The organism is uncultured Pigmentiphaga sp. (assembly GCF_937950555.1).
Lineage (GTDB): Bacteria > Pseudomonadota > Gammaproteobacteria > Burkholderiales > Burkholderiaceae_B > Pigmentiphaga.
In genome coordinates this window covers 36,104-52,980 of sequence record NZ_CALFCW010000046.1, presented here as the reverse complement: position 1 = coordinate 52,980, position 16,877 = coordinate 36,104, and the positions used below count along the sequence as shown (strand labels likewise).

Annotated in this window: 16 protein-coding genes; 9 read left to right on the top strand and 7 right to left on the bottom strand. The window is 65.7% G+C overall.

The window, feature by feature from the left end; all coding sequences use genetic code 11:
* Positions 1 to 31: 31 nt before the first annotated feature.
* The 3 genes from Q0319_RS12215 to Q0319_RS12205 form a co-directional block, all read right to left on the bottom strand.
* Complete coding sequence (locus tag Q0319_RS12215) at positions 32 to 1,237, bottom strand: MFS transporter (RefSeq protein WP_299452877.1); 1,206 nt, start codon at positions 1,235 to 1,237, stop codon at positions 32 to 34.
* A gap of 69 nt (positions 1,238 to 1,306) precedes the next feature.
* Positions 1,307 to 2,341, bottom strand: coding sequence for a nitronate monooxygenase (locus Q0319_RS12210; RefSeq protein ID WP_299452874.1), 1,035 nt, complete (start codon positions 2,339 to 2,341; stop codon positions 1,307 to 1,309).
* On the bottom strand, positions 2,338 to 3,117 hold the full coding sequence (locus tag Q0319_RS12205; RefSeq protein ID WP_299452871.1) for a helix-turn-helix domain-containing protein: 780 nt from the start codon (positions 3,115 to 3,117) through the stop codon (positions 2,338 to 2,340). The genes Q0319_RS12210 and Q0319_RS12205 overlap by 4 nt, the downstream gene beginning before the upstream one ends.
* Before the next feature lie 98 nt (positions 3,118 to 3,215).
* Between Q0319_RS12205 and Q0319_RS12200 the strand changes: the two genes are divergently transcribed.
* From Q0319_RS12200 to Q0319_RS12170, 7 genes are read left to right on the top strand one after another with little or no spacing between them, the layout of a single operon-like run.
* Positions 3,216 to 4,451 carry an iron-containing alcohol dehydrogenase gene (locus Q0319_RS12200; RefSeq protein WP_299452868.1) on the top strand — a complete coding sequence of 412 codons (1,236 nt, stop codon included), beginning with the start codon at positions 3,216 to 3,218 and terminating at the stop codon, positions 4,449 to 4,451.
* A gap of 4 nt (positions 4,452 to 4,455) precedes the next feature.
* The gene (locus Q0319_RS12195; protein WP_299452865.1) at positions 4,456 to 5,922 is read left to right on the top strand and encodes an aldehyde dehydrogenase family protein; all 1,467 of its coding nucleotides are present in this window, start codon (positions 4,456 to 4,458) and stop codon (positions 5,920 to 5,922) included.
* A gap of 42 nt (positions 5,923 to 5,964) precedes the next feature.
* Positions 5,965 to 6,927, top strand: coding sequence for a tripartite tricarboxylate transporter substrate binding protein (locus tag Q0319_RS12190; protein ID WP_299452862.1), 963 nt, complete (start codon positions 5,965 to 5,967; stop codon positions 6,925 to 6,927).
* A 46-nt stretch (positions 6,928 to 6,973) separates the two neighbouring features.
* The gene (gene fabG / locus Q0319_RS12185) at positions 6,974 to 7,720 is read left to right on the top strand and encodes a 3-oxoacyl-ACP reductase FabG (protein ID WP_299452859.1); all 747 of its coding nucleotides are present in this window, start codon (positions 6,974 to 6,976) and stop codon (positions 7,718 to 7,720) included.
* Between the two features lie 10 nt (positions 7,721 to 7,730).
* Positions 7,731 to 8,216, top strand: coding sequence for a MaoC/PaaZ C-terminal domain-containing protein (locus Q0319_RS12180; protein ID WP_299452856.1), 486 nt, complete (start codon positions 7,731 to 7,733; stop codon positions 8,214 to 8,216).
* Positions 8,213 to 10,303, top strand: a complete 2,091-nt coding sequence (locus Q0319_RS12175) for an acetate--CoA ligase family protein (protein ID WP_299452853.1) — start codon at positions 8,213 to 8,215, stop codon at positions 10,301 to 10,303. Before Q0319_RS12180 ends, Q0319_RS12175 begins: the two co-directional genes overlap by 4 nt.
* Positions 10,304 to 10,313: 10 nt before the next feature.
* Positions 10,314 to 11,069 carry a citryl-CoA lyase gene (locus Q0319_RS12170; RefSeq protein WP_299452851.1) on the top strand — a complete coding sequence of 252 codons (756 nt, stop codon included), beginning with the start codon at positions 10,314 to 10,316 and terminating at the stop codon, positions 11,067 to 11,069.
* Positions 11,070 to 11,095: 26 nt separating this feature from the next.
* Here the strand turns inward: Q0319_RS12170 and Q0319_RS12165 are convergent, their stop codons facing one another.
* Positions 11,096 to 12,580, bottom strand: coding sequence for an AMP nucleosidase (locus tag Q0319_RS12165; RefSeq protein WP_299452848.1), 1,485 nt, complete (start codon positions 12,578 to 12,580; stop codon positions 11,096 to 11,098).
* Between the two features lie 149 nt (positions 12,581 to 12,729).
* Positions 12,730 to 13,746: a zinc-binding alcohol dehydrogenase family protein gene (locus tag Q0319_RS12160; protein ID WP_296467192.1), complete on the bottom strand. Its 1,017-nt coding sequence runs from the start codon at positions 13,744 to 13,746 to the stop codon at positions 12,730 to 12,732.
* A gap of 83 nt (positions 13,747 to 13,829) precedes the next feature.
* Here Q0319_RS12160 and Q0319_RS12155 point away from each other — a divergent pair, with 83 nt between their 5' ends.
* Together Q0319_RS12155 and crcB are read left to right on the top strand one after the other, a co-directional pair.
* Positions 13,830 to 14,747, top strand: a complete 918-nt coding sequence (locus Q0319_RS12155) for a LysR family transcriptional regulator (RefSeq protein WP_299452844.1) — start codon at positions 13,830 to 13,832, stop codon at positions 14,745 to 14,747.
* 48 nt (positions 14,748 to 14,795) lie between these two features.
* Positions 14,796 to 15,179, top strand: coding sequence for a fluoride efflux transporter CrcB (crcB, locus tag Q0319_RS12150; protein WP_296471242.1), 384 nt, complete (start codon positions 14,796 to 14,798; stop codon positions 15,177 to 15,179).
* Positions 15,180 to 15,182: 3 nt separating this feature from the next.
* Here the strand turns inward: crcB and Q0319_RS12145 are convergent, their stop codons facing one another.
* The gene (locus Q0319_RS12145; RefSeq protein ID WP_299452841.1) at positions 15,183 to 16,202 is read right to left on the bottom strand and encodes a zinc-binding alcohol dehydrogenase family protein; all 1,020 of its coding nucleotides are present in this window, start codon (positions 16,200 to 16,202) and stop codon (positions 15,183 to 15,185) included.
* Positions 16,203 to 16,318: 116 nt separating this feature from the next.
* Positions 16,319 to 16,795 carry a single-stranded DNA-binding protein gene (ssb, locus tag Q0319_RS12140; RefSeq protein ID WP_296468233.1) on the bottom strand — a complete coding sequence of 159 codons (477 nt, stop codon included), beginning with the start codon at positions 16,793 to 16,795 and terminating at the stop codon, positions 16,319 to 16,321.
* Between the last annotated feature and the right edge of the window lie 82 nt (positions 16,796 to 16,877).

Below are 16,877 nucleotides of genomic sequence, written 5' to 3'. Positions count from 1 at the left end.
AAAGGCCATGCCCGGCCCCGTCGGCAGCCGGTCAGGCCTTGCGCCAGTAAAGCGCCGTCACCAACCCGATACAGGCCGCGAGCACGGCCGCCATCGTGGCGAAGGCGCCGGTCACTGAAAATGCTTCGGAGATTGACCCAACCAGCAGATAACCAAAAGGCATGGTCCCGTTATAAGCCATGCCATAGAGGCCGACCAGCGCGCCGCGCACGGATTCCGGGCAACGCCGCTGGATCGTGGCATTGGTGGACGTGGCGGAAAAGCTCAGGCTGAATCCCAGCGCGACGAACGCCGCGCCACTCAGGGCCACGCTCGACGACACCGAGAGCACGGCCAGCGCGAGGCACGCCGCCCACGGCGCCACAGGCAGTAAACGGGCCGTTCGCGCAGCAATGGCAGAAGACAACACGACCGCGGCGCTGAGTGCACCCATGCCCGCGCAGGCGAAGAAAACGCCGGTGTACTTGGCGGCGTCCTGAAATGCGTGGTCTGCAAGCAGCGGTACCAAGGTCTGGTAGCTGCCGGCGAATAGCCCCATGCAGGCCAGGATCGTCAAGTACTTGGCGGTGAAATGATCGTCGATGACGTATGAAAGCGCATTGCGCAAGCCTTGCCGCCCGCGCGCTGGCGCCTCGGCCTGCCCGGGCCGGCGCGGCATGGAACGCACGCACCATGCCATGAAAACCAGCGCGAACGCGTATGTCAGGAAAGCCGCGACCTGGCCGAGCAGCGGGTAAATGACGGCAGCCAGGCTGGGCCCAACCATCCGGCCGACGTTATAGACCATCGTATTCATGGCGATGGCATTGGGGCGCAAGGCAGGATCCTGCAAGCCCGTGATCAATAGTACCTGCCGCGCCGGAGACTCGATCGCGCTCAAGATGCCCGCGCAAAGCGCCAGCAGCAGGATGACGGGCAGCACCAGCGCATGCAACAGGGACAGCAGCGCGAGCGTGCAGGCCACTGCCATAGAGGTATACAGCACCGACAGTGTCACCCGGCGCGCGTTGCCCATGTTGATGCGCGCACCGGCCACAGGCGGCACCACTAGCAAGGGGCCGTACAGGAGGAAATTAAGCAGCGCCAGCACGGCCGCCGACCCGGACAGGTGGTAGACGACGAGGTTCAGGGTAATGTTCTGCGTCCAGCTGCCGAGCACCGAAACGCCCTGCCCCGTGAGGTAGCGCCGCAGCGCCGGCTCGGACAAAGCGGGAAAGACTCGGCGAAGCAAGGACATACGGGGGAGGCGGTGCGGGCAGGAAGGAAGAATGTTAGCGCACGGCCGGACATTCCGGCCGGACGCAGGTCAATCCACTTCGCGCATGCCCGCCAGCGCGGCGGCACGTAGCAAGGCTTCGCGGCACTGCCACATCAATGCCTGCAGCGTCTCGGCGAAGGGCTCCACTGCGCGGGAAAAGCCGGCTGCCGGCCCGAGCGACAACATGCCTTCCTCGTGAAGACCTTGGGCATAGGCATAATCGCGCGCCCGATATCCTTTGATCAGATCGCCGAAATCCTCGTACGACCGCGCCCCCTGCTGCTCCAGCTGCGCAACGCGTCGGGCGTTCTCGTTGTCGAGCACGCGCCAGGTGTCGCCCAGGCTGGACAACACCGTGCGGGAGCAATGCTCGTCCGCCTCTGCCACGCGCTGCTTGTAGGCCGGATGCGCGGGCGTCTCGGCAGCCGTCGTGAAGCGGCTGCCCATGACGACCGCATCGGCGCCCATGGCCAATGCAGCGGCGATCTGCCGGCCGTGGCCTATGCCCCCGCCCAAGGCCAGGGGAATAGAGAGCCTGTCCAAGGCAAATGCGCCATTCACGAAAGTGGGCAACAGGTTGGAGCCGGGATGCCCGCCTTCCTCCATGCCGACCAGCGTGACGGCATCCACCCCCAAGCGCTCGGCAGCCTGGGCGTGGCGAATGTGTGCGCACTTGTGCATGACGACGGCGCCTGCTTCACGCATGGCGGGAAGCAGCGAAACGGGAGGCAAGCCGGCCGTCTCGAAAAACCGCACCCCTTCCTCCAAGGCGACCTGCAGCATCTGCCCCATGAGATCGTTGGCCCCTTGGCGACGGGAGAGCGTGAGATTGACGCCGAACGGTTTTCCGCCGGTCAGTTCCCGGCACTTGCGCAATTGATCGCGGAATGCGGCCGCATCGGGCGACGAGCGCGCGGTGATGAACCCCATCGCGCCGGCGTTGACGGCTGCGGCGACCAGGGTTGCATCCGACAGCCACATCATGCCGCCCAATAACACCGGGTAGCGGATTCCGAAAAGCCGGGTGATGCGCGTGGCCAAGGCCGGCGCGGGAGAAGGGGGAGAAGAATACGCTTGGTTCATGCGTAGCGCCTGCCTAGCAAGAAGATGGGCTGCAGTTCTGCGGCGAGCTTGACCAGCTCGGGGCCCACTTCGTCCAAGATGAACTCCACCGGCAGCGCCGATGCCGGACCGCCGCAACTGATGACATAGCGGTCATTGCCCTGGACCACGATGGCCGTGGCGACCGTATTGACATGATGCTGGGGCCGGCAATGGATCACGAAGCCGCGCTCATCGTAGAGCGCCATCGCGTCGACGAAGGCCTGCAGGGCCTCCGGCCCCGGAGCCCCCGCTTCCCCTTTGGCGGCATCCCGTTCGCCGGACGCTCCCGAAGCGAGGTACGCCCATCCAATGGCACTGCGATAAAGCGGAATGCGCGACCCCACGCGCAAATTCATCAGCAGCGGCGAATCCCCCTGGCAGCGCGCAAGGTAGACGATGCTGTCGCCGTCGCGCCTGCCCAATGCGACGGCCGCATGGTAACGATCCGCCATTTCCTGCATGCGGGGCCGGGCCAGGTCCAATGACTCTTGCCCCGCCAGGGCCGCCCCGCCCAGCGCGACGGCCGCCGGCCCGAGGCGCAGCTTGTCCGCGCCGGGCACCAAGACCAAGAACCCCAGTTTTTGAAGGGTGTACGACAAGCGCCACACCGTGGGCTGCGGCAGCCCCGTGCGAGCCGCGATCTCGGTCGTGCCCAGCAGCCGATGCTCGGCATCGAAACAACGCAGGATTTCCAAGCCTCGCGCCAGAGCCACCACGAAACGCGGATCTTCGGGCGGATTAGACGTTTTGCCCATGCGGCCTCCTGGCATTGACGCGACAACGTCTCTGCCGATAGACTGAATCCATTGACCGAATTCTCAATTCGTACAATGAATTATAGGGAGACAACTCCATGTGCGCAAGCCCCTCGCCGCCCCCGGCCGACTCCCCCGAGTCTTCGATCTGGTGGCCGGGCCATTGCGGACGCGGCCCAGGCGTGCATGCCTTCATCGCACGGGTGCTGCAAGGCACGCAGCGCATTGCCGTGATCGCCGACCGGCACGTCCAAGGACAAGCCGTCGCGCTCCTTGGACAGGCGGCGAAACAAGCCGGAAGCCGGATCGTCGTGGTCCACGAGGGCATCCCGTCCAACCCGGGACTGGCCGACGTGCGTTCGGCAGCTGCGCGCATCCGTGCCGCTTCATGCGACGCATTGATCGCCGTAGGAGGGGGTAGCGTGATCGATGTCGCCAAGGTGGCCTATGCCTGTGTCTTCGGCACCCATGACGACCCGCTCGCGTGGCTAGACCCGAATGACGCATGGTCGGCCGCCCCGCCCTCCGCCTCCGATCCAGTCTTTCTCGCCATTCCCACGACGGCCGGCACCGGCAGCGAAAGCAGTACGGCTGCCCTCATCAAAGACGAAGCAGGTCGCAAGTTGGTGTTCCGTAGCCTGCGCAGCCGGCCTGGCGCGGTCGCCCTCGTTCCCGAGCTCACGCTGGGCCTTCCGCCTGCCGTCACGGCGGCAAGCGGCTTCGACGCTTTGCTGCACGCCTTCGGGGCGCTAGTCAACGAGTGCGACGCCCCCGTGGCGGAAGCACTGGCGGCCGCTGCGCTCGCCCGCGCGCTCGATGCTTATCCGCGCGTACTGGCCGAGCCGGACGATCTCCGCGCCCGCGAAGACATGCTCATGGCCAGTTATCTCGCAGGTGTCGCCATCGGCATGAAGCGGGTCGACGCAGTCCACGGCCTTTGCACGCCGCTCGAAGACCGCGTGGCACTCTCCCATGGCCAAGTCCTGGCGGCCATCTTCGACCCCATCGCCGAATTCTCCGTGGCGACCGCGCATCGCCGCTATGCGCGCGCAGCGCGACTCGGCGGGCTGGCAGGGCCCGAAGAAGACGACAGCGCGGCAGCGCGCAAACTGCTCGATGCCGTCCGCCGCATGCGTTCGCTGGGTGGCTTGCCGGATCGCCTCCCGGCCTTGGAGCTCGATACCCCCCAAGCACTGGAGCTGGCCGACCGCGCGTTGCGAAGCCCGTCGACGCGCCTGAATCCGCGCCCGCTCGACAGGGATGCCATCGCCGGCCTCTATCTCGACATCGCTGCGCGAAGCCGCAGCCCCCACGCTTTCCACGGCACCGTCTAGCGCCATGAAGTACGTCAACGACCAACCCTATCGCATGCTGATCGACGGCCGGTGGACGGCCGGAAGTGCAGACACCCTCTTTCCGACCTACAACCCGGCCACGGGCGATGTGCTCGCGCATGTCCACGCTGCCACCGCCCGCGACGTGGACGCCGCCGTACAGGCTGCCCGCCGCGCCTACGACACGCATTGGCGCAACACGACTCCGCGAGAACGGGCCCGTCTGCTGCGGCGCCTGGCGCAACTGTTCGAGCGCGACACGGAGAAATTGGCGTGGATAGAAACGCTCAACGTCGGCAAGCCCATCACGCATTCGCGGGAATCGCTCGCGGCCATGCCTGCCTCGCTGGATTATTTCGCGGGCATCATCCCCGCCGTCCGCGGCGACACCATCCCGCTCCTCAATAGCGCCAGCGTCCTGAACTTCACGTTGCGCGAGCCGCTCGGCGTATGCGCACTGGTCATGCCATGGAACTATCCCATGACGTTGACGCTCCACAAGCTCGCGCCTGCTCTGGCCGCCGGCAATACGGTCGTGATCAAGCCGTCTGAGATCACTCCCCTCTCTACCTTGGCCTTTGCCGAGCTTTTTGCGGAGGCGGGATTTCCGGACGGCGTCATCAACGTGGTCAACGGCCCAGGCCCCGAAGTCGGCGACGCCTTGGTACGCCACCCGGGCGTCGCGCGCGTCTCGTTCACGGGCGGCACCCAGACGGGAGCCGCCATTTCGGCCGCGGCCGCGGCCGATTTCAAGCGCGTCACGCTCGAACTGGGAGGCAAGTCGCCCCTGGTCGTGTTCGAGGATGCCCCCCTCGATGCCGCGGTCGACGTTGCTGCCGGCGACATCATCAAGAACTCCGGACAGGTCTGCATCGCGTGCACGCGACTACTCTTACAGAACGCCGTCCGGGAAGCATTCCTCGCAAAGCTCGAGTCACGGCTCGCCGCGATACGCATGGGAGACCCGTCCGACCCGACGACGCAGATGGGCCCGCTCGTCAGCCGCTCCCATGCCGATCGCGTCCGCCGCTACCTCGACATCGCGCGGCAGGAAGGCGCAGCACCCCGTACTTACGTCGACCCGTCCGCACGTCCCGATACGTCGCGTGGCTTTTTCGTCGGCCCGACGCTACTGCTCGGGGCCACAGCCCACATGCGCACCTCGCAGGAGGAAATCTTCGGGCCGGTGCAATCCTTGATCGGGTTCGAAGATGAAGACGAAGCGGTGCGCATCGCCAATGACACGCGGTACGGGCTGGCAGCCGTCGTGTTCACGCGCGACGGCGGGCGGGCGCTGCGCATGGCTCGCCGCATCGAAGCGGGCAGCATCGCCATCAACACGGGCATACGCACCTCAGTCGATGCCCCGTTCGGCGGCTACAAGGCATCCGGCATCGGAAAGGAACGGGGCCTGGAAGCCATCATCGAGAACACCCAGCTCAAGAACATCAAGTACGACACATCGCTCTGACGCCCATCGCCTGCAGCTCAACTCACTGAAAAAGGAGACATCATGAAGCGCCTGCATCCGATCTTGCTCCTCGGCATCGCCATGACCGCCGCCGCCCCTGCCTTCGCCGAATACCCGGCCAAGCCCGTTCGCGTCGTGATCGGCTTTGCCCCGGGCGGGGCATCCGACATCGCGTTCCGAATGGTCCAAGACGAACTATCCAAGCGCCTGGGCCAGCCCGTCGTGCCCGACTACAAACCCGGCGCGAACGGCAACATCGCCAACGACGCCGTCGCGTCGGCAGCACCCGACGGCTATACCCTGCTGTGGGCCAACGTCGGGCCGCTGGCGGTGAATCAATATCTCTACGCCAACAATAAGCTCGATCCCGCCAAGGCCTTCGCCCCCGTCACGCAATTGACGGACTCGCCGCTGGTCGTCGTGGTGCCAAAGGATTCTCCGTACAAGACCATGGGCGACCTCATCGCTGCAGCCAGGAGCGGAAAGCCGCTGACCTTCGGTTCAGCGGGCAATGGCAGCTCCATGCACATCGCGGGCGCGTCGTTGTCGATCGCGCTCAACGCCTCCATGACGCACGTGCCCTACAAGGGGAGCGGCCCGGCGATCCAAGACCTGCTGGCCGGCCGGCTGGACTTCATGGCGGACAGCCGCTCGACGACGAACCCGCACATCAAGACCGGCGCGTTGCGCGCCTTGGCAGTAACGGGCCCGAAGCGGGTGCCGGACCTGCCTGACGTGCCGACCGTGGCCGAGGCGGGCGTGCCGGGCTTTTCAGTCACTACGTGGCAGGCCGTCGTCGTCCCGGCAGGAACGCCGCGCCCCATCATCGACAAGCTGGCCGCCGCGCTGCAAGACACGCTCAAGGATCCGGTGGTCCAAGAACGTTTCGCATCCATCAGCACGCCATTGGTAGGCAGTTCTCCAGACGATTTCGCCGTGTTCCTCGAGAAAGAACGCAAGGCTGCCCAACAACTCATCGAGCGGGCGAAGATCCGCATCGAATGATTTCCATCCTATCCGACACACTCATTCCCCACTTCTGCTATCAATCATGGATCTCGGACTCAAGGACCGCACTGCGTTCATCACGGGCGGGGCAGGCACGCTGGGGCTGGCCATAGCCCAGCGCCTGGCCCAGGAACATGCCAACGTCGTCATCTGCGACACCAATGACGAGGCGCTATCAGGGGCCCTTGCGGCCCTGGAGGCAGCGGGCGCCCGCGCGCTCGCCTGCCGCGCTGACGTCACGTCGCGCGAAGAAGTCGGCGCTGCGGTCGACCGGGCCCGGGCGCGGTTCGGCCATATTGATATCTTGGTCAATAACGCCGGCTTCGCCCGGGACGCCTACCTCACCAAAATGAAAGAGGAAGACTGGCATGCCGTCCTGGACGTGACGCTGCAGGGCGCCTTCCATTGCTCGCGCGCGGTGCTGCCCGGCATGATGCAGAACAAATTCGGCCGCATCATCAATATCGCGTCGCGGGCCCATCGCGGCAACCCTGGGCAGACCAATTACTCCGCGGCCAAGGCCGGGCTTATCGGCTTTACCCGCTCCCTGGCGCTGGAATCGGGGAAATTCGGCATCACGGCCAACGCCATCGCGCCGGGCGTGATCTCCACGCCCCGCATGCGGCAACGGCCGGACTATCACGAGCTCACGGAACGCGCGAAACAAAATACTCCCGTGGCCCGCCTGGGCGAGCCGGAAGACGTTGCCTCCGCCGTTGCCTTCCTGGCCTCGAGCCTGGCCGGCTTCATCACGGGCGAGACGCTGCACGTCACCGGCGGCCGTTCTTGAGGAAGCTCGCATGGATCTAGAAAGCTATCTGCAAGCCGCGCTCTATTACGAAGACCTGGAGCCGGGCGCCCGTTGGCTCAGCCCTCGCCGCACGGTCACGGAAGCCGACGTCGTCAACTTTGCCGGGCTCTCGGGCGACTACAACTCGCTCCACACTGATGCGGTCTACGCGGCCCAGCACGCCTTCGGCCAACGCGCCGCCCACGGCCTGCTGACGCTCGCCATCGCATCCGGGCTGACCACCCGCATGCCCGTCTACCGGCTCATGGACAAATCGCGCCTGGCCTTGACCGAGCTGTCGTGCCGCTGGCGCAAGCCGGTGTTCATTGGCGATACCCTCCAGGTAGCCTTGTCGATCGGTGAAAAACGATTGTCCCGCGGCAGGCCCGATGCGGGGAAGGTGACGCTGGACCGGACGGTGCTCAACCAACGCGGCGACGTCGTCCTGGAAAGCGCCTGGGTAACCCTGGTCAGACTGCGCGAGGCCCGGCCATGATGCGTTTTGCCGATCTCGACCGCCTGGTGGCTCCTCGCTCCATCATGATCGTCGGCGCCTCGACCACACCGGGGTCGCTCGGCCATACGACCGTCGAAAACGTAATCGAGCATTCGGACTTCGCCGGCGACACTTACCTGGTCAATCCGCGCGGCGGCGAGCACAAGGGACGCCCGCTCTACCCCGATATCGACAGCGTGCCCGGGCGCGACATTGACGTCGCGCTGATATTGGTGCCCGCAGAAAGCGCCCTCGACGCGTTGAGGCGCTGCGCGGACAAAGGCGTCGGCACGGCCGTCGTCTTTACCGGCGGGTTCGCCGAGGCGGGTGCCGAGGGACGTGCCGCCGAACAAGCCATGCGGGAACTCGCACGCACCTCGGGCATGCGCATCTACGGGCCGAATTGCGCCGGGCTCACCAGCCTCAGCCCGCGCCTGGGCCTGACATTCTCCACAGAATTTCGAAACGACGGCGCCGGCGGGCCGCTGGCGCTCGTGACGCAAGGCGGGGGCCTGGGGCGGTCGCTCATGCAAGGCAGCGATCGCGGCGTGCATTTCGGGCGATGGTTCTCGACCGGCAACGAGGTCGACCTGGACAGCGCCGACTTCATGGCATGGCTCGCGGGCCGCGACGACGTGCGAGCCATTTGCGTGGTCGTGGAAGGCATCAAGGACGGGGAGCGCTTCATCGCCGCGGTCCAGGCAGCCCACCGCTCGCGCAAGCCCGTGGTCGTGCTCAAGGTCGGCCGCTCCGCGTTCGGTGCACGGGCGGCGCAATCCCACACCGCGTCCCTGGCCGGGGAAGATGCCGTCAATGAAGCGGTTTTCAAACAATACGGCGTCATCCGCGTCGACGACTTGGACGAGATGCTGGACGTGGCCAGCCTGCTCGCGAGGGCGGGCGGCAAGCCCTTCCGACGCGTTTGCGTGTATTCCTCCTCCGGGGGCGCCGGCGTGTTGGCGGCCGACATGATCGGCGCCGCAGGCCTGGAAATGGCGAGCCTGTCGCCAGGCACCGTCTCGGCCATGGCCAAACACGCACCCTCGTATGCCGCATTGACCAACCCGGTCGACCTCACCACCAAGGCGTTGACGGATACCGCGCTGGCCAAGCGATGCCTGGAGCCTCTGTTCTCGGACCCGGGCATCGACGCCGTCCTCTACCCCATTACTTCCAACTATGCCGCGACGACGGAAGCATCGGTGCGCAACCTGATGGACGTGGCCGGCCGCGCGCCCATTCCCTTCGTCCCGGTCTGGATGAGCAGCCGCCGGGGACCGGCGCACGAGCTCCTCATCGAAGCGGGGTATCCGCCCATCTACAGCCTGCGCAACGCCTTGCGCGCCATGGCGCGTTGCGATGCTTACCACCGCGCCCCGCTGGATGAGCTCGCGCGGGCCCCCATCTCGGCACCTCCAGCACCTCCGGCGCAAGGACCGTGGAATGAGGCCCAGGCCAAGGCGCTATTCGCTCGCCACGGCTTGCGCGTCCCCCGAGAAACCATCGCCACCACGCCGCAGGAAGCGGCCAACGCGGCACGCGAGCTCGGTTTTCCCGTCGTACTCAAGCTGCTCGCCGATGGCGTCCAGCACAAGAGCGACGTGGGCGGCGTCGCGCTGAACCTAAGCGACGAGGCCGAGGTCGCACGTGCGTTCGAGCGCATCATGGGCAATGCTGCGCGGCATGGCATCCATCCCGCCTCGATACGGGGGGTGCTGGTCGGCGAAATGATCCGGGAAGGCATCGAAACGCTCGTCGGCATACACAGGGATCCCGTGTTCGGCCCCATCCTGTCGTTCGGCGCAGGAGGCATCACCGTGGAAATCCTCGCCGACGTCGCCCGGTGCCGCCTGCCCGCGGACCGGCGAACCTTCGAAGCAATCGTGAACGACACCCGGGTCGGCAAGTTGCTCGCCCCGCACCGCGGACGCCCCGGGCACGACCGGGACGCACTCCTCGACGCCATCGAGAAAACGGCGTCCCTATTCCTTTCCCTGGGGGATGGCGTCCAGGCACTCGAAATCAACCCCTTGACGGTTCTCGAACAAGGCAAAGGCGTCGTCGCGCTGGACGGCGTCATTCATTGAGGTATTCGACATGGCACGTAGCGAAATAGGAGGCGGAGACGCCCACCGCATTACGGTTCGAGGCTACGACCTCGTGCATGACCTGTTCGACAAGCGCGACTTCGTCGACGTCATGGCACTGGAACTGCTCGGCAAGTTTCCCGATGCACGCCTCAAGCGCATGCTCAATCTATTCCTGGTGAGCGCCACGGACCATGGGCTCACCCCCAGCGCGCTTTCTGCGCGGCTGACGCTGCACGGCGCGCCAGAAGCCATGCAAGGCGCCCTGGCCGCCGGCCTGCTCGGCGCGGGAACCCGCTTCCTGGGCGTGATCGAATATAGCGCGCGCTTTCTGCGTGACGCGCTGCCGCAGCAAGAAACGTGGACGGACGAACAGCTGCGCGCGGCGGCCGAGAATTGCGTAGAAAAAAATCGCGCGGCGAAACGCAAGATTCCCGGGTTGGGACACCCCATTCACGTGGATGGCGACCCAAGGTGCGAAAAAATGTTCGAAATCGCGCGCGACTGCGGCTACTACGGCACGTACTGCCGCTTCGCCGTGGAACTGGCCAGTGCCGCCAGCCGGGCCACCGGCCGCAAGATCCCGCTCAATGCCACCGGCGCCAAAGGCGCGATCACGCTCGACATGGGCCTGACGCCGGAACAGGGAAAGGCCCTCACCCTGATCGGCCGCACGGCGGGCTTGATGGCGCACATCATCGAAGAACAGCGCCATCCCCTGGGCCAGGAGATATGGGACATGGCAGCGCGGGAGCTGCAGGCGTAAAGGCCGGCCGCGCCCGCTGGCGGATTTCATTGAAACGCCGTTTCCAGGAAACTGCGCAACTTCCTGGAGTGCAGCCGCTCGGGAGGCATCTGGCCCAGGATCTCCAGCGCCCGCAGGCCGATGTCCAGGTGCTGGCCCACTTGCTTGCGATAAAAGGCCGATGCCATCCCGGGGAGCTTGAGCTCCCCGTGCAAGGGTTTGTCGGAAACGCACAAGAGCGTTCCGTACGGGACGCGATACCGGAAGCCGTTCGCGGCGATGGTCGCGGACTCCATGTCGAGCGCGATGGCGCGGGATTGGGAAAACCGCTGCACGGGTTCCATGTGGTCACGCAGCTCCCAGTTGCGGTTGTCGACGGTGGCCACGGTCCCGGTACGCATGATGCGCTTGAGCTCCCAGCCCGAAAGCCCCGCCACTTCGGCCACGGCCTGCTCCAGGGCCACCTGGATTTCCGCCAAGGGCGGAATGGGCACCCACGTCGGCAGGTCTGCATCCAGCACGTGGTCTTCCCGCACGTAGCCGTGCGCCAGCACATAGTCGCCAAGGCGCTGCGATGCGCGCAACCCGGCGCAATGGCCAAGCATGAGCCACGCATGCGGGCGAAGCACGGCGATGTGGTCGGTGATGGTCTTGGCGTTGGAAGGACCGACGCCTATGTTGACGAGCGTGATGCCTGCATGGTGCGGACGAACCAAGTGGTAAGCGGGCATCTGGGGCATTCTCGGCAGCGGCGCAGGGGCCGCGTCGAGGGAGCCGGCGCGCGTAATGCGATTGCCAGGCTCAACCAGCGCCTCGTATTGCCCGCTTGCCACGAGGGACCGCGCGCGGGCACAGAATTCGTCCACGTAGAACTGGTAATTGGTGAACAGGACGAAGTTCTGGAAATACCCCGGCGCGGTGGCCGTGTAATGCTGCAGCCGGTGGAGCGAATAATCGATGCGCGGCGCGGTGAAAAGCGCAAGGGGTTGCGGCTCGCCCGGCTGGCTGGCGCGGGTGCCGTTGACGATGGAATCGTCTGTGACGGACAGGTCCGGCGTATCGAACAAATCGCGCAAGGGCCGCTTCAGCGCCTCGATGTCCTCGCCTTCGACGTAGCTTCCTTCAGGGAACGCGAAATGCAGCGCAATCGGCACGTCGGACTCGCCGATCTCGACGGGCACGCCATGGTTCTTGAGCAAGTGCCCGATCTGCTCCGTCAAATACGATCGAAACAGTTCCGGCTGCGTGACCGTGGTCTGGTAAACGCCCGGTTCGGCAACGTGCCCGTACGAGAGGCGCGTGTCGACTTCGTCGTAGGTTTCCACGCGTATCCGTATATACGGGTAGCAGGCCCGGATGCGCCCGGGCGCCGCGCCCCGCGCTGCGACCACCTCGCGGAAGCTGTCGCAGAGAAACCGGGTATTGCGCGCATAGATATCGATCAAGCGCTGCACGGCCGCTTCCGGCTCGCGAAAGCGTTCGGGCGGCCAAGGCGGCGGCTGGCGGAGCGAAAAGCTGGCAGACGGACTCATGGTGAGATCCCGATGGCAAAGTCCGATGGCGGGTAGCTCGTTACACCTTACATCGAAGCGCTCCGCGCTTGTGGGGCGGAGCGCCTATCTGCCATAGCTTAGCGCCGAATGCTTCGGCGCCAAGCCACCTGGAGCAGCGACGAACCGTCTCACGCTCCAAAGCCAACCAGCACGACCTTGCCTTGCGCCGTGCCGCTTTCGATCAAAGCATGTGCGCGGCGCAGGTTCTCGGCATTGATGAGGCCGAGGCGATGATTGACGGTGCTGCGCAGGCGGCCGGCATCGACCAGCGCCGCCACTTCTGCGAGCAGCCGGCCTTGCTCGCCCATGTCGGGCGTCTCGAACAGGGGCCGGGTGAACATCAACTCCCAATGCAGCGAGATCGATTTGGTCTTGAGCTTCATGGCGTCGAGGCCGACCATGTCGTCGATCACCGCCAGCGCGCCTTGCGGCTTGAGGCTGGCAATGATTTCTTCGTAGTGTTGCTCGGTCTGGGTGAGCGACGCCACGAAGTCCACGTGGCCCACGCCGGCGGCTTGCAGCCCGGCCGACAGCGGCTGGCGATGGTCGATCACGGCATGGGCGCCCAGGTCGAGGCACCACTGGCGCGTCTCGGGCCTGGAGGCCGTCGCGATGATTTCGAGCTGGGTAAGCTGGCGGGCGAGCTGGATCAGAATCGAGCCGACGCCGCCTGCGCCGCCCACGACGAGCAGTTTCCGGCCGGCTCCACCGCCCTTGGCAATGCGCAGGCGGTCGAACAGCAATTCGTAGGCAGTGATGGACGTCAGCGGCAACGCGACGGCTGCTTCGTCGTCAAGCGAGACCGGCGCACGCGCGACAATGCGTTCGTCCACCAGATGCTGTTCGCTGTTGGTACCGGGCCGGTTGATGGCGCCCGCGTAAAAGACGCGGTCCCCGACGCTGAACAGCGAAACAGCGTCACCGATGGCCTCGACGACACCGACCGCGTCCCAACCCAATACTTCCACCGTTCCCTCGGCGGGTTGGCGCGAACGGCGGATTTTGGTGTCGACCGGATTCACGGATACGGCAGACACCCGCACGAGCAGATCACGCGGTCCGGGCGTGGGTGTCGGCAGTTCGACATCTTCGAGCGCCTGCGGGTCAGTGATGGGCAGGCTGCGTCGATATCCAATGGCTTTCATGGCGACTCCTTGAAAAGTGGGTATCGCCACTGTAAACATTCAATTTATAATTGATAAGACCATTTATATTTAATTTTCTTCAAATGGCAATTGAAAATATCAGGGACCTGTGCGTCTTGGTCCAGACCGCACGCACCGGCAGCCTCACCGGCGCCGCCCGCGTCCTGGACATCACGCCCGCAGCGGCCAGCGCCACCCTCAAGCGCCTGGAGAACCAACTCGGCGTCAGGCTCTTCGAGCGCTCCACGCGCGCCATGCGGCTGACGCCCCAGGGCCAGACGCTGCTGGACTATGCCAGCCGGGCGCTCGACCTCGTGGAAGAAGGCGAGGCGCAGGCCACTGCCGACCGCGCCGAGCTGGTCGGCCTGATCCGCATCGCGGCGCCGTCCGACCTGGCCCGCACCACCTTGTTGCCCTGGCTGGATGAATTCATGCATGCCCATCCGGGGGTGCGACTCGCCCTGTCCGTCGGCGACCGGCCGCTCGACGTCGTGCGCGATGAAGTCGACCTGGCGATACGCTACGGCCACCTGGTCGACTCCCGGCTAGTAGCGCGAAGACTGATGCATACCGCACCGGTCGTCGTGGCGGCGCCCAGTTACCTCGCGCGTCATCCTGCACCGCAAACGCCGATGGAACTGCGCGATCACAACTGCCTGGCCTACGACAGGGCGGGCAAGCCGCACCGCACGTGGCGATTCACGCGCGACGGCCAGACCGTAGAAGTACACGTCGACGGCGACCGCAGCACCGACGACGCCTCGCTCGCCCGGCAATGGGCGCTCGCCGGGGCGGGCATCCTGCTCAAGACGCCCGTCGAACAACGGCAGGAGATGGCAGACGGCAGGCTGGTACGCCTGCTGGCCCAATGGCAAATCGAAAGCTACCCGCTGAACGCCTTGCTGCCGAGCGGACGGTTCGTCCCGGCCCGCGTGCGCGCGCTGGTCGAATTCCTGGCGCGCAAGTTCGAGGGCGTGGCCGCCGAACTGGCGACCGCTTAACATCTCGCTTTGCCAACGAAAACAATCGCTGCCTCGCAAGGAACCTCGATGCTGCTCGTGATCACCGCCATCGCCGTCGGTGCCGCCGTCGGCGCGCTGTGCCGCTGGGGCCTGGCCGTTGCGCTCAACGCTTTCTTCCCAGCCTTGCCTCCGGGCACGCTGGCCGCCAACCTCATCGGCGCCTACGTGATCGGTGTCGCGCTCGCCTATTTCTCCGCCCACCCCGCACTGGCCCCGCACTGGCGAGTACTCATCATCACCGGGTTCTGCGGCGGGCTCACGACCTTCTCGACCTTCTCGGCGGAGCTGGTGGAACTGGCCGGGCAGCAACGCCTCGGCTGGCTGGCGACCTCTATCCTTGCCCACGTAGGCGGGTCGGTCGCCATGACCCTGCTCGGCATCGCCACCTATGGCGCGCTGCGCCAGGCCTGACCGTCAGCTCCAGCCTTCCAGCACCAGCTTGCCGCGCGACTTGCCTGACTCGATGAGCGCATGCGCGCGCCGGAGGTTCTCGGCATTGATGCTGCTGAGGCATTCGTTCAGCGTGGTGCGGATGTCTCCGGCGTCGACCAGGTCCGCCACGTCCTCGAGCAGCTGGTGCTGGCTGATCATGTCGTCGGTGCCGAATAGCGAACGCGCGAACATGCCTTCCCAATGCACCGACACCACCTTGCGCTTGAAGCGGGTGGCGTCGAGCGCCGGAGGATCGTCGATCAGTCCGAAGCGCCCCAGCGGCGCAACGATTTCCACGATTTCGTCCAGGTGGGCCTGGGTATGCGTCAGGCTGACGACGTAATCCGCATGGGCCAGGCCAATGCGCTTCATCTCTTCGACGAGCGATTTGCCGTGGTCGATGACGTAGTGCGCGCCCAGCTCCTGCACCCAGGCCTGGGTTTCCGGGCGCGATGCCGTGCCGATGACCGTGAACGGCGTCAGGCGTGCGGCAAGCTGGGTCATGATCGATCCCACGCCGCCCGCCGCGCCGATGATGAGCAGGGATTTCTTGGGTTGGTCGCGGTTGCGCAAGATGCCGAACCGGTCGAACAGCAATTCCCACGCCGTGATGGCGGTCAGCGGCAATGCCGCGGCCTGCGCGAAATCGAGCGAGCGGGGAGCCTTGCCGACGATGCGTTCGTCGACCAGGTGCAATTGGCTATTGCATCCTGCACGGCCGACCGAACCGGCATACCAGACGCGGTCGCCCGGCTGGAACAAGGTTACCTCCGGACCCACGGCCCGGACGATGCCGCTCGCGTCCCAGCCGAGGACCTTATAGCGCTGCCCGGCGTCCGGCACCGCACGCTGGCGCACTTTCGTATCGATGGGATTGACCGAAACCGCCTTGACCTCGACCAAGATGTCATGGCCGGCGGGAACGGGTTCAGGCAAGGAGATGTCGAGCAGCGCCTCGGGATGATTGATGGGCAGCGGACGTTCATAGCCGACGGCTTTCATGCGAAGGAACTCCTGGCAACACGCATCGCAGCGCGGCTACCCTGCGGCCCGCCCCGCGCTCGAAGGGGAAAAAAGGGTTCCGCACGACCGTAGCCGGCCGCGCGGCGCTTGACGCGTCAGAACGGGATGTCGTCGTCCATGTCCGCGAAATTGGGCGCGGCACTGCCGGACGAGGCGGGACGCTGCGGCGCGCCGCCCGCGGGACGGGCACTCTGGCGAGGAGCCGGCGCGGAATCGCCGTACGAATCGCCGCCGCCTTCCCGGCCACCGAGCATCTGCATTTGGTCTGCAATGATTTCGGTGGTGTATTTGTCCACACCGTCCTTATCCTGCCATTTGCGGGTCTTCAGGCGGCCTTCCACGTAAACGGAGCGGCCTTTCTTCAGGTATTCGCCCGCGATTTCGGCCAGGCGGTTATAGAAGACGACGCGGTGCCATTCGGTTTCTTCGCGCCGCTCGCCGGTGTTCTTGTCCTTCCATTGGGACGTGGTGGCGATGGACACGTTGCAGATCGCGGCGCCGTCGGGCGTATAGCGAACTTCAGGATCGCGCCCCAGGTTGCCGACCAGGATGACTTTGTTGACGGATGCCATTACCACACTCCTATTGACTGGTTTCGCCGGCCCGCAGCGAGGCGGGGGGATTGTAGCCACCCCGGCCTGGCGCAGCTACGGG